This window comes from Nocardiopsis sp. NPDC055824 (assembly GCF_053616335.1).
This window is the reverse complement of the sequence record NZ_JBSHDN010000055.1, coordinates 21,771-34,249: the sequence shown is the minus strand read 5'-3', so window position 1 is coordinate 34,249 and position 12,479 is coordinate 21,771. Positions and strand designations below refer to the sequence as shown.

Genomic DNA, 12,479 nt, shown 5'->3' with positions numbered 1-12,479 from the left:
GGGGGGGTGCCCCGGGGCCGCGCCCGGGGCCGCACCCCCGCGCGCGGGCCCGCCGCCGCGCCGTCCTGCCTCCGTCCGGCACTGAACGGGGCGCACACCGGTGTCGGCGCGTGGTTCCGGAGGGGTGGAGAGGGGAGGGGGCCGTCTTCCGGGCCTGTGCGGATCAGAACCTGGAAAAGGATGGATCGTCCGCATCCGGTATTCACCCTCGTGGGGGTTCTCGTGTGGTTTCCGGGCTCTTTCGCGGGAATGCGGTGCGGGGATCGCGGATTCCTGTCGGCGTTCCCACTGTCTCCGGAACGGTGCGTGCGGTGCTGTCTCCAGGGCGGGTGCGGGCGGGGGCGACATCTCCCCGGGCCGCTACGGCGCCCCGGTGGGAGAGCACACGGCGGGCGTCCAGGACCGGCGCGACGGGGCGGAGGGCGCACTGCTCGCCGCCGCCCTGGCCCGGGGCCGGACGACGCGGACCGCACCGCCGCGGGGTGAGGGCGCGTGCCCGTGTGACCGCCGGGCCCCGACCCCTGGAGGCCCGCGCCCCCCGGGCCCGGTCCGTGGGCGCCCGGGCCGGAGCCCCCCCGCGCGGGGCGTTCCGTTAGGTTGTCGTCCGGCATGGCGGACGGCGCGGACGCGAGCGCGCGAGGGAACCGGGCGAGGAGCACGAGTGAACGGCGACGAGCGGCCGGAGGGCCCTGGGACCGCACAGGACCCCGCGGAGCCCCGGAGGGGAGTGGTCCCCGGGGCGTCCACGGAGCCCCGGCGGCTCGGGGAGGGCGCCCGGTTCGCCGGACCGGGGGAGCCGGAGGCGCCACCTGTGCCGGAGACCCCCGGCCGACGGGTCAGGAGCGTCGTCGCCTGGGCCGGACTCGGGCTGCTGGCGGGCGCGGCCGCCCTGGCGGTGTGGGGCTTCTTCGGCGGGCTCCGGAGCGCGCCCCGCGAAGAGGTCGCCGGCGTCTGGCTCCTGGTGCCGCTCCTGGCCGCGGTGCTCCTGGCCTGGGCGGCCCGCATGGCGGTGCGTGTGCTCGACGAGGGCGACCTGCCCGTGCGAGGGTGGGCCGTCACCGTGCTGGCGGCGGTCTCGGCGGGCCTGGCGTTCCTGGCCTTCACGGCCTTCCCCCGCGACGCCTTCCTCGCCACCGCGGGCGCACCGGAGACCTACGCCCCCTCCCAGCGCGCGACGGTCCTGTGGCTCGCCCTCTGCCTCACCTCCCTGGGCGGCCTCCTGCTGGCGGCCGCCCCCACGTGGCCCTCGCCCCGGCGGTGGGGCCGCCTGCTGCTGGGCTTCCCCGCCGGGGTCCTGGCCGCGGCGGTCGCCGGGGCCCTCGTCCCTGTCGCCGTGCTCCCGTCCGTGCTGCACACCGTGGCCGGGCCGGGGGGCCCCGCTCCGGAGCCGCCGACGGTCACACGGGTGGGGTGGACCTGGAACCCGCCCCCGGCTGCGCGGATCCAGGACGTGGTCCGCGGCAGCCGCGGAGCGCTGGTCGTCCTGGACGACGGGGTGGTCGCCCTGGACGGGGCGACGGGCGAGGAGCTGTGGAGCTACCGGCTCCCGTACGCGGACGGTGTGGCGGGCGGCGCCGTCGACGGCGGGGCGTACGTCACGTACACGGAGGCCCCGGAGGGGGACGCCGCCGGTCCCGCGGACCCGGTCACCGTGCTGCTGGACCCGGGGACCGGAGAGGTCGCCGGCCGGTTCGCGCTCTCCGAGGAGGACCGGGAGGAGTACGCGGGCTGGAACGCCGGCCTGCGCCTGCGCTGGGACGGCCCCGCCCTGTCCGGCCGCTCGGTCGACGGACGCGAGGAGCTGTGGTCCCACACCCCGGCCGGCGTTCCCGGTCGGAACTGCCTCGGGGACGAGGCGCGGATGGCGGGGGACCGTGTCGTCTTCGTCCACGCGTGCCTCGTGCCGGAGGGGGGAGGCGCGGGCACGTACGCGGTCGTCGGCCTGGACGCCGGGGACGGCACCGAGGTCTGGCGGCACGAGTGGGAGACCGCGGAGGGGGAGAAGGTCCCCTTCCTGAGCGTGCCTCCGACGGGCGGGGGAGCCCCCGTGGTCCTGCTGACCCGCTGGGGCGGAAGCAGGCACCATCCGCCCGCGTTCCTCGACCTGGACTCGGGGGAGGAGGTCGCCGCACTGCCCGAGGAGGCACGGGAGTCGGAGCACGTGTCCGTCTTCGAGGACGACGTGCTGCTCGCCGACACCGGCGGGGCCGTGGTCCGTGTGGACGACTGGACCGAGGAGGAGGTGCTCAGGGTCCGGGTGCTCGGCGCGGGCACCGCGGAGGTGACGGACTACGTCCTCGGCTCGGGGGCCGAAGGAGTGGTCCTCCCCCTGGCCGACGCGGTCCTGCTCCCGCGCATGGCATGGACGGGCCTCTCCAGCGGGACGGTCCCCGACATCATGGTGGTGCCCTTCGGGGACAGCGTCACCGAGGAGGGGGCGGAGGGCGTCCCCGTGGGCGTGCGCGACCCCCGCGGCCGCGAGTACGACTACAAGAGCCTCGACCTGGTCGCCGTCCCCGGGGCGGTGGCCGTCCACGCGGAGGGCGCCGACCGGGTGGAGGGGCTCGTCCCCTGAGGCTGTGGAAGAGTGTTCCCGGCATACCGGGAACCCCTCCCCGAAGACCCGCCCGGGCTCCGGCGGCCGGGCCCCGGCAGACCCGGACCCCCGACACGGAACACCCTGGAGGCAGCATGGCGACCGCACCCGTCCACGACGTCCTGGTGGTGGGCGGCGCCGGGGTGGACACCGTCGTCCGCGTCGACGCCCTGGAGGTGCCCCCGGGCGACTCCGTGTCCGTCCCGCCGGCGCACGACTACGTGGGCCACACCGGGAACGGGGTGGCGCTCGGCTGCCACGCGCTGGGTCTGGCGGTGAAGTTCGTGGACTTCCTCGGGGACGACGTCCAGGGCCGCATGGTCCTGGAGCGCTACGCCGGACTCGGCCTGGACTTCGAGCACGTCGTCTCCCCGCACGGCACCCCCCGCGGGATCAACCTGGTGGACCCCGGGGGGCGGCGCTTCTCCTTCTACGACGGCCGCCACCCCGCCGACCTGCGCCTGCCCCGCGAGTTCTACCTGCCCCACCTGGAGCGCGCCGCCCACGTGCACCTGTCCATCGTCAACCACAACCGCGACGTGTACGAGGACCTGGAGGGGCTGGAGGCCACCAGCTCCACCGACCTGCACGACTGGGACGGGGAGAACCCCCACCACCTGCACTACGCCCTGCGCTCGGACCTGGTGTTCATGAGCGCGGCGACGGTTCGCGACCGGGTCGGCGAGGTGCTGCGCGGCATCCTGGACCGTGGCCGCGCCCGCCTGGCCGTGGCCACCGACGGGGCCGAGGGCTGCCACGTGCTCGTGCGCGGCGAGGAGGGGCCCCGGCACTTCCCCGCGGTGCGGCCCGAGCGCCCCGTCGTGGACACCAACGGGGCGGGGGACGCCTTCGTGTCGGGGTTCCTGCACGCCTATCTCGGCGGCGCCCCGGTGGAGGAGTGCGTGCTGGCCGGCTCCGTGGCCGGGGCCTTCACGTGCGGGAGCGCGGGGACCCACAGCGACTTCGTCGACCGCGACGGCATGGAGCGGCTGGTCGCCGCCGCGCGCCCCTGAACCGTACTGAGCGGGCCCGACCGCTCCGCACGGGGGTGCCCCCGCTGGCGGACCGGGCGCGCGGGCGTCCGGCCCGAAGGGAGCGCGGCCTCCGCCGACGGGTCGCGCCCGCCGCACCGGCCCCCCGTGAGCCACCCGTCACAGAGCGCGGGGATTTCACACCCGAATTCACGTCCTGGCCGGTCCCCCGCACGGAACGTGCCCTAGGGTTGGCCGCTGGGGAGGCTTCAGTGGAGAACGCGTGGTTCGGACGTCGCACGTACCGGTCCTCGGACTGGTCGGTCGAGCGGCTGGTCGAACTCAAACACCGGGGGCGCGGCACGGTCAGCCTGGTGCTGCCGGCGCGCGACGAGGCCGAGACCGTCGGGGGGATCGTCGCCCGGGTCCGCCGGGAGCTGGTGGAGGACGCGCCCCTCCTGGACGAGATCGTCGTCATGGACTCCGATTCCGCCGACGACACGGCCGCCGTGGCCCGCGAGGCCGGAGCGACCGTCCACCGCGTCGGCGACGTCCGGCCCGACCTCGGCCACCACCGGGGCAAGGGCGAGGCGATGTGGAAGTCCCAGTTCGTGACCTCCGGCGACATCGTCGCCTTCCTGGACGCCGACCTCGTCGAGTGGGGCACCCACTTCGTGTCCGGGCTGCTCGGCCCCCTGCTCACCCAGCCGGGCGTGTCCCTGGTCAAGGGCTTCTACGACCGCGTCCTGGACCTGTCCGGGGACGGCGGGGGCGCCGGGGGCGAGGTCTCCTACGAGGGCGGCCGGGTCACCGAACTCGTCGCCCGCCCCACCATCGCCCTGCGCTGGCCCGCGCTCTCGGGTGTCGTGCAGCCGCTGTCGGGGGAGTGGGCCGTGCGCCGGGACCTGTTCTCCCAGCTGTCCGTGCCGACCGGCTACGGCGTCGAACTCGCCGTCCTGGTCGACACCCACCTGCGGCGCGGCGTGGACGCCGTCGCCCAGGTGGACCTGGGGCGCCGGGCCCACAGGCACCAGTCGCTGCGCGACCTGGGGGCCATGGCCACCGAACTCCTCGCGGTAGCCGACCGCCGCTCCGGCCTCGACCGGGTCTCCGACCGGGTCGAGCTCCGGCAGTTCGGCTCCGGGGAGGGGCGGGGGGCGCCTCTCGCGACCGAGGTCAGCGTCGTGGAGCGCCCGCCGGCGGCCGATGTGGGGGCGCAGGAGCCGCGGGCGGGCGGCGGGACCGGGCGCGCGGTGCTCCCGGACGGACTGGAGGGGGTGATCGGCCGGTGTTGAGACTGCGGGGCCGGGAGTACGGCGCGGACACGGCGCTGGTCATGGCGATCGTCAACCGCACACCCGACTCCTTCTACGACAAGGGCGCCACCTGGGACGACGGTCCCGCGTTCGAGCGCGTGCGCAGGGTCGTCGACGAGGGCGCCGACATCGTGGACATCGGCGGGATCAAGGCGGCCCCGGGGGAGGAGATCGGCGCGGACGAGGAGAAGCGCCGGATCGTGGACTTCGTGGCCGGGGTCCGGGCCGAGTTCCCCGACCTGGTCATCAGCGTGGACACCTGGCGGGCGTCCGTGGGCCGGGCGGTGTGCGAGGCGGGGGCCGACCTGCTCAACGACGCCTGGGGCGGGTACGACCCGGGGCTGGCGGAGGTCGCGGCCGAGTTCGGCGTCGGCCTGGTGTGCACCCACACGGGGGGCGTCACCCCGCGCACCCGGCCGCACCGGGTGCACTACGAGGACGTGGTGCGCGACGCCGTCGACCGCACCGTCGCCCTGGCCGAGCGCGCGGTGTCCCTGGGGGTGGACCCGGCGTCGGCCCTCATCGACCCGGCGCACGACTTCGGCAAGAACACCTGGCACTCCCTGGAGCTGACCCGGCGCCTGGGCGAGATGACCTCGACCGGGTGGCCGGTGCTGGTGTCGCTGTCCAACAAGGACTTCGTCGGCGAGACCCTCGACCTGCCGGTGGGCGAGCGCCTGACCGGGACGCTCGCGGCGACCGCGGTGTGCGCCTGGCTGGGCGCGCAGGTCTACCGGGTCCACGAGGTGGTGGAGACCCGGCAGGTGCTCGACATGGTCGCCGCCATCCGCGGGGTCCGACCCCCTGCGCGCACCGTGCGGGGGCTGGCGTGAGGAGTCGTCCTTGATCGTGGGAACCGTGGTCTGCCCGCATCCGCCCCTGCTGCTGCGCGAGCTCACCGGGGGCCAGGACGTGGCTGCCGAGCTGCGCAAGGCGTGCACGGAGGCCCTGGGGGCGCTGACCGCACTCGCACCGGACGTGGTCGTGGTGGTCGGCGGGCACGACGCCCCGGGCGAGCACGCCGGGGGCGCGGTGCCGGTCCGGGGGTTCGGCGGGACGGGAGAGCGGGCGCCCCGGGAGCGGGCGCTGCCGCTGAGCCTGGGCGTGGCACGCCGGCTGCTCGACGGGGCCGGGTACTCCGGGCCGGTGGAGATGCTGACGGTGGCCTGGGACGCGTCCGCCGCCGAGACGGAGGCCGCGGGGGCGCGGATCGCCGGGCGGAGCGGCCGGGTGGGCCTGCTCGTCATGGGCGACGGCGGGGCCCGGCGCGGGCTCAGGGCCCCCGGGTACCTGGACGAGCGCGCCTTCGGTTTCGACGAGGGGATCCGCCGGTCGCTGGCGGTGGGGGACTGGACCGGCCTCCTCGGTCTGGACCCCGGGCCGGCGGAGGAGCTGATGGTGGCGGGCCGGGCGGCGTTCCAGGTCATGGGGCACGCGGTGGCCTTCAGCGGGACCCTGGTGCGGCCAGAGCTCCTCTACGCCGACGACCCGTTCGGCGTCATGTACTTCGTGGCGACGTGGCTGCGCGGGACGGGATGAGCCGCGCGGCGCCCGCCGTCCACGGCTCCTCCCCGAGCGCGGCGACGACCCGCCAGGGAGCCGAGACCCCGGAGGCACCGTCGTGCGCCTGCTGTTGAACGACGCCCTGCCCGGGGTCGCCGCCCCGGGCGAACGCCTGGACGCGGCGGCGCTGGAGGGGCTCTACGCCCACCCGGGCGGGACGGGCCGCCCCTGGGTGCGGGCGAACATGGTCGCGACCCTGGACGGCGCGGCGGCGGGCGGCGACGGTCGGACGGGGACCATCAACACCCCCGCCGACCGGCTGGTGTACACGCTGCTCCGCGACCTGGCCGACGTCGTGCTGGTCGGGGCCGGAACCGCCCGCGTCGAGGGGTACCGGCGCCCGCGCCCCCGCACCGGGGACCGGGCGGCGCGCGCCGTTGCCGGGGGCCGTGCGGCCTGCCCCGAACTGGCCGTGGTCAGCCGGACGGCCGCGGTGCCGCCGCTGCTCGCGGCGGACCCCGGGGGCGGAGCCGACGGGGACCGGGGCGGCGTGCTGATGGTGACCTGCGCGGCCGCGGGCGCCGAGGCGATCGGGCTGGCCCGGAGGACCCTGGGCGCGGACCGGGTCCTGGTGGCGGGCGGCGACTCCGTCGACCTGCCCGCCGCCGTCGGGGCGCTGGCCGCGCGCGGTCTGCCCCGGGTCCTGTGCGAGGGCGGTCCGCGCCTGCTCGCCGACGTGGCCGCCGCCGGACTGCTGGACGAGCTGTGCCTCACCGTGGTCCCCGCCCTGGCGGGCGGCGCCGAGCAGCGCATCGCCGTGGGCGCCGTCGCCGACCGCCTGTTCGCGCCCCGGGTGCTGATCGAGTCCGAGGGCACGCTGCTCCAGCGCTGGACCCGCCCCGGGGCCTGACCTCGGCCCCGCCGCCCGCGTGCGGTGTCTCCGGCCGCGCGGAGGGACGGCTCGCGCGTGTGCGCTCACGCCGCCCGCGTGGTGGCAGGGGTGCGGGTCCGCGGAGGACGGACCTCGCCGGAAGGGCGCCGCCCGCGCGGTGGTGCGTCCACCACCGCGGGGTGGGGGTGGGTCCCGGATCGGAGTGGTGTGAGCAGGATTGAGAGGCCGAAGGGGCTTCGGAAGACTCGTCCCGTCGACCTCTTCTCCCGGAAAGACCCTGATGAACAGCACGTTCTCCCCCGCTCCTACCCCCGCTTCCGGTCCGGCCCCGGAGGCCCCCGGCCCGCCGGAGGCCCCGTCCCCGCCGGACGTGCCCCGCCGGTGGCACCGGCCGCTCGTGTGCTTCGCGGCGTTGTGCGGACTGCTCGCCCTCGCCACGTGCGTGGGCATGGTCGTCGACGGCCGCACGCTCCTGGGGGAGTCCGTCTGGCTCAAGCCGTTCAAGTTCGCGGTCTCCTTCGGCCTGTACTGCCTCACCCTCGCCTGGATGTTCAGCCTGTTCCCGCGCTGGCGCCGCACCCTGTGGGTCCTGGGCACGGCTGTGGCGGCCGCCTGTCTGGTGGAGACGGTCGCGATCTTCCTCCAGGCCGGGAGGGGGACGCGCAGCCACTTCAACTTCTCCACCGAGTTCGACGCGGCGGTCCAGCAGATGATGGGCAACGGCGCGGTCGTGCTGCTGCTCGGCACCCTGGCCATCGGTCTCCTGCTCCTGGTCCAGAAGCGGGTCGACCGGCCCCTGTCCTGGGCGATCCGCCTGGGGGTGTTCCTGTGCGTGGCGGGGATGGCGATCGGGCCGATGATGACTCAGCCCACGCCGGACCAGCACCGGGCGGAGGAGTCCGGCGTCGAACTGCAGACGATGGGCGCGCACAGCGTCGGTGCCCCGGACGGCGGCGAGGGCGCTCCCGTGACCGGGTGGAACGCGGAGAGCGGCGATCTGCGCGTGCCGCACTTCGTCGGGTTGCACGGGATGCAGGTCGTGCCACTGGTGGCGCTGGGCCTGGCCGCGGCGTCGCGGAGGGTTCCGGTGCTGAAGGGGGAGGGTGTGCGCACGGCGCTGGTGGTCGTGGCCGGTGCGGGCTACGCCGGGTCGTTCGCGCTCCTCACCCACCAGGCGCTGCGCGGGCAGGCACTGTTCCAGCCCGACGCGCTCACCCTGGGGCTGGGCGGTGGGCTCGCGGCGGTCGTCGTCCTGCTCGGAGCGGCCGTGTACGCGGTCGCCGCACACCGTGCCCGGTCAGGCGGGCCCGGCACGGCCTGACCTCCGCCCCGCCGCCCCGCGTCCGCACGGAAGCGGGACGGCGGTGCGGCCGGGTCAGACGGAGTGTCCGGCGTACAGCGCGGCCCGGTCCTCGGCGGCCCGCACCATCCGGTCCTGCCGGTCCCAGACGGCCGGCTGCTCCGGCTGCGCGACCCGCTGGAGTTCGCGCCGCCGCCCGTGCCGCGTGGCCAGGGCCACGGCCGCCGACCTGCGCATCCCGAGCTCTTCCGCCTCCGAGCCCAGCGCGTCGCGCACCCGGCGCCGGTAGGCGCGCCGCACGGTGAGGTACACGGCCATCGTCGTCGCGAAGATGACGGCGACCTTGGCCAGGACGCCGAGGACACCGCTGAACAGGGGCGCGTCCAGGAGCCAGTGCAGCGCCATCGCGAGCGCCACCAGGAGGGCGGCGCACACCGCCCGGCGGGTCCTCGGCCGCCAGCCCACCGCGGCGAGCAGGCCGACGGCGGTGCCCGCGACGGCCGACATCGCCCAGTGGGATCCCGGGCCGGTCAGCCCCACCCGGATGACGGCGGTCTGCACCACGGGGGCGAGGCCGCCGGTCCCGCCCGCCATGAGCACCGCGTTCATCGAGTAGATGAAGTTCTCCGTCACCTCGAACCCCAGGCCCACCAGGGAGCCGATCGCGAAACCGTCCACGGGCCCGCGCACGGAGGTCGGGAAGGCGACCGCGACGAGCACGATCCCCGCCAGTTTCAGCACCTCCTCGTTGAGCGGCGCGGTCAGCGCGGCGCCCCAGACCCCCGCCAGGTCCAGTCCCAGGCCCTTGGCCCAGACCGCCCCCAGGCCGCCGTTGGCGACGACGCCGGCGCCGGTCGCCGCGAACAGGCCCCAGGCCACCGCGACCACGGACGCGTCCGCGTCGGGCTCCCGCACGGGGCGGATGCGGCGCAGCACCCAGAACCCGAAGGCCAGGGTCACGATGCCGAGCGCCGCGGCCAGGAGCGCCTCGGGGAGGAAGGCCCGCACGGGGAGCGCCATCTGCAGCGCCAGGTAGAGCAGTCCGGCCAGGCACAGCACGGTGATCAGGACGAGCGAGGCCAGGGCCGGCAGCCGCCGGCCGCGCGCGGACCCCCCGTCGCCGGGCCGCGGCGCGGGGACGCGCCGGGGGCCCGGAGTGGTGTGGGGCGAACGGCGTGGGGACGGCACCGTCCCCCGGTCGGTGGCGGCCGGGGCGGGCCGGTCGTCGGGTGCGTGGTTCATGCGGCTCCCTCCCTGGTGAACGAGACGGACCGGACGACGTCGGCGACCGCGGCGAGGTCGGCCGTCGTCGCGTCCTGCCCGGCGAGCGTCATCTCCACGGCGAAGCGGCCGTCGGGGGAGGGGTAGACGACCGCCGCGCCCTGCTGGGAGTCGCTCTTGAGGGTGCCTGTCAGCCCCTCGGCCCCGTCCTCGGTCGAGATCGCCTCCGGTTCGCTCAGCCGTGCCGACGCCTCGCCCGCGCGGGCGACCCGGCGCATGCCGTCCCACAGCTCCTCGGCGGTGGGCGGCGGCGAGGTCGTGGGGGTGACGGAGTTGAGCGTCAGCTGCACGGGGCCGCGGTCGAAACGGTAGACCTGCCCGGCCTGGCTGGCGCCGGTGTCCAGGAGCCAGCCGTCCTGGGGGAAGGTCAGGGACGCCCGGTACTCCCCCGCGGCGCCGACGGTCACGGGTTCGCCGGAGGGGACGGTCTCCGAGCCGGGCAGGAGCGCGTTGACCAGCGGCCAGCCCACGACGAGGGCGGCGACCGCGGCGGCGGCCAGCCCCAGTGGGACCCAGTTGCTCAGGGATCCGCGCTCCTGCGCGCGCGGGCCGTCCCCTGTCGCCTCCGTCATGGCGCCCCCTCCGTCGCTCACGGTGAACCCTCACCGCCAGCGAAACACCCGGGGGTGCGGTGCGGGGCGGCCCACGGGCGACTTGGCGCACGTTTACGGCGATTTCACCAATCACGGAGCTTCCTGGGCGAAACGGGCCCGTGGGTCCGGCCGTGGCCGCCTCTCCGGGCCGGGTCTGCCCGCCGCTCTCCTGGCCGCTTCGGGCCATGGCGGGTCCGCCCGGACCGGGTCCGCCGACTGCCCGCCGCCGGCTCCGCCTCGCGCGCCGCCGGGGCGCCCGTCCCCGGGCGGTGCGGGGTCCGCGCACGCCCGGGCCGGGGGCCGCCGGGGGTCAGGCGATGCCGCCGTTGGCGTAGACGGTCTGGCCGTTGATCCAGCGCCCCGGGCCGGCCAGGAAGGCGACCGACTCGGCGATGTCCTCGGGCAGGCCCAGGCGCTCCAGCGGGGGTTGGGCGGCGAGCCGGTCGACGGTCTCCCGGTCCTTGCCCTCCAGGAACAGCGGGGTGGCGGTGGGGCCGGGGGCGACGGCGTTGACCGTGACGTCGCGTCCCCGCAGTTCGCCGGCGAGGACCGGGGTGAGGGCGTCCACGGCGGCCTTGCTCGCCGCGTACCCCGCGTAGCCGGGGAAGGCGAGCTTGACGACCGAGGACGAGAAGGTGATGACCGCTCCTCCCCTGCGGACGCGGCGGGCCGCCTCGCGGGCGACCGCGAACGTGCCGCGCACGTTGGTGCGCAGGAGGTCGTCGAGGTCGTCCAGGTCCTGCTCCGCGACCCGGGCCAGCCTGAGCACCCCGGCCGTGTGGGCCACGACGTCCACCCCGCCGAAGGCCCTCTCCGCGGTGTCGAAGAGCGCCTCGACCTGGTCGGCGTCGGCGACGTCGGCACGGGCCGCGAGGGCCCGGCCGCCCCGGCCGGTGATGGAGGCGACGGTCTCCTCGGCGCGTCCGGCGTTTCCCGCGTAGTGCACCACGACGGACATCCCGTCGCGGGCGAGGCGTTCGGCGACGGCGCGCCCGATGCCGCCGGAGGCCCCGGTGACGAGGGCGACCCGGTGGGTGTTCTGGGTGTCCATGGTGCTTCCCCTGGCTTGTATCGGTGTTCCGATTTCCTGTTATCGACGATAACATCAGAAGCGTACCCGAGATACGTGTTTTACGTAACACTGGTATCGCCAGGAGGGCGCGCGGGTGCGCGGAGTGGCTATCCTCGGCACGTGGACACGCGCACGCAGATGCTCGAAGCGGCCGAACGCCTGCTCGACGACTCGCCCGACCGGGACATCGCGACCCGGGCGGTGTGCGAGGCCGTCGGTGTGGGCGCCCCCGTCCTCTACCGGCTCTTCGGGGACAAGAACGGTCTGCTCAGCGCGCTCGTGGACTACGGCTTCGAGCGCTACCTGGGCGCCAAGCGCTCGGCCGGGCACACGGAGGACCCCGTCGCGGACCTGCGCCGGGGATGGGACGCGCACAACGGCTTCGCCCTGGCCCACCCGGCCGTCTACCGGCTGATGTTCTCCCCGCACCTCGCGCAGGTGCCGGGTGCGTCGAAGGAGGCGTTCTCCCTGCTGGAGCGGACCCTCGTCCGCTGTGCGGCGGCCGGTCGCCTGCGGGTCGGGCCCCACCGCGCCGCCCAGGCGATCATGTCCGCCAACGTCGGCGTCGCCCTGAGCATGGTCAGCCAGCCCGACGTCTACACCGACCCCGGCCTGTCCCACCGCGTCCGCGACGCCGTCTTCGCCGGCCTGCTCACCGAGGACCCCGTCCCCGGGGACGACGACCCCGCGGAGCCGGGGGCGGGCGCCGCCGCTCTGCGGCTGGCCGCCCTGCTGTCCGACGGCTCGGACGCGCTGACCGGCGCGGAGTCGGTCCTCCTGCGCGAATGGCTCGACCGCATCGCCGCGGGCGCCCCCCGCGCGTAGCCCCCGGGCGGGGGCGCGCGGGAGCGGAGGTCCCCGGCCGGACCGCGGGGCCGCTCCGGCGATCGGCGGGCGACACGTCCGCGCGGACGTGGCGCGGGGTTCCCGACGGGATCACGATGGGCAGGAGCGC

General features: G+C 76.2%; 11 protein-coding genes. 8 read left to right on the top strand and 3 right to left on the bottom strand.

The annotated features are described in order from the left end of the window. Positions 1 to 811: 811 nt before the first annotated feature. The 7 genes from ACWGL3_RS14020 to ACWGL3_RS13990 all read left to right on the top strand — a co-directional run bounded on the left by ACWGL3_RS14020 (position 812) and on the right by ACWGL3_RS13990 (position 8,599). Entirely contained in the window at positions 812 to 2,575 is a 1,764-nt protein-coding gene (locus ACWGL3_RS14020) for a hypothetical protein (protein WP_452461346.1), read from the top strand. A 116-nt stretch (positions 2,576 to 2,691) separates the two neighbouring features. Next, positions 2,692 to 3,609 (top strand): carbohydrate kinase family protein, encoded by a 918-nt coding sequence (locus tag ACWGL3_RS14015; RefSeq protein WP_267945667.1) that lies wholly within the window; start codon positions 2,692 to 2,694, stop codon positions 3,607 to 3,609. Positions 3,610 to 3,839: 230 nt separating this feature from the next. Beyond that, complete coding sequence (locus tag ACWGL3_RS14010) at positions 3,840 to 4,862, top strand: glucosyl-3-phosphoglycerate synthase (protein ID WP_267945666.1); 1,023 nt, start codon at positions 3,840 to 3,842, stop codon at positions 4,860 to 4,862. Further along, entirely contained in the window at positions 4,856 to 5,716 is an 861-nt protein-coding gene (gene folP, locus ACWGL3_RS14005) for a dihydropteroate synthase (protein ID WP_267945665.1), read from the top strand. The genes ACWGL3_RS14010 and folP overlap by 7 nt, the downstream gene beginning before the upstream one ends. A 16-nt stretch (positions 5,717 to 5,732) precedes the next feature. Continuing rightward, positions 5,733 to 6,422: a hypothetical protein gene (locus ACWGL3_RS14000; protein WP_452461348.1), complete on the top strand. Its 690-nt coding sequence runs from the start codon at positions 5,733 to 5,735 to the stop codon at positions 6,420 to 6,422. A gap of 82 nt (positions 6,423 to 6,504) precedes the next feature. Further along, positions 6,505 to 7,296, top strand: coding sequence for a dihydrofolate reductase family protein (locus ACWGL3_RS13995; protein ID WP_452461345.1), 792 nt, complete (start codon positions 6,505 to 6,507; stop codon positions 7,294 to 7,296). Positions 7,297 to 7,558: 262 nt separating this feature from the next. Continuing rightward, positions 7,559 to 8,599: a hypothetical protein gene (locus ACWGL3_RS13990; protein WP_267945662.1), complete on the top strand. Its 1,041-nt coding sequence runs from the start codon at positions 7,559 to 7,561 to the stop codon at positions 8,597 to 8,599. Positions 8,600 to 8,653: 54 nt separating this feature from the next. Here ACWGL3_RS13990 and ACWGL3_RS13985 read toward each other — a convergent pair whose 3' ends face one another. The 3 genes from ACWGL3_RS13985 to ACWGL3_RS13975 all read right to left on the bottom strand — a co-directional run bounded on the left by ACWGL3_RS13985 (position 8,654) and on the right by ACWGL3_RS13975 (position 11,503). Further along, the gene (locus tag ACWGL3_RS13985) at positions 8,654 to 9,820 is read right to left on the bottom strand and encodes a PrsW family intramembrane metalloprotease (protein WP_267945661.1); all 1,167 of its coding nucleotides are present in this window, start codon (positions 9,818 to 9,820) and stop codon (positions 8,654 to 8,656) included. Beyond that, on the bottom strand, positions 9,817 to 10,431 hold the full coding sequence (locus ACWGL3_RS13980; protein WP_267945660.1) for a hypothetical protein: 615 nt from the start codon (positions 10,429 to 10,431) through the stop codon (positions 9,817 to 9,819). Before ACWGL3_RS13980 ends, ACWGL3_RS13985 begins: the two co-directional genes overlap by 4 nt. Positions 10,432 to 10,762: 331 nt before the next feature. Beyond that, the gene (locus ACWGL3_RS13975) at positions 10,763 to 11,503 is read right to left on the bottom strand and encodes an SDR family oxidoreductase (protein WP_267945659.1); all 741 of its coding nucleotides are present in this window, start codon (positions 11,501 to 11,503) and stop codon (positions 10,763 to 10,765) included. Between the two features lie 141 nt (positions 11,504 to 11,644). On the opposite strand from ACWGL3_RS13975, the gene ACWGL3_RS13970 reads away from it, so the two are divergent. Beyond that, entirely contained in the window at positions 11,645 to 12,349 is a 705-nt protein-coding gene (locus ACWGL3_RS13970) for a TetR/AcrR family transcriptional regulator (RefSeq protein ID WP_452461344.1), read from the top strand. Positions 12,350 to 12,479: the final 130 nt, after the last annotated feature.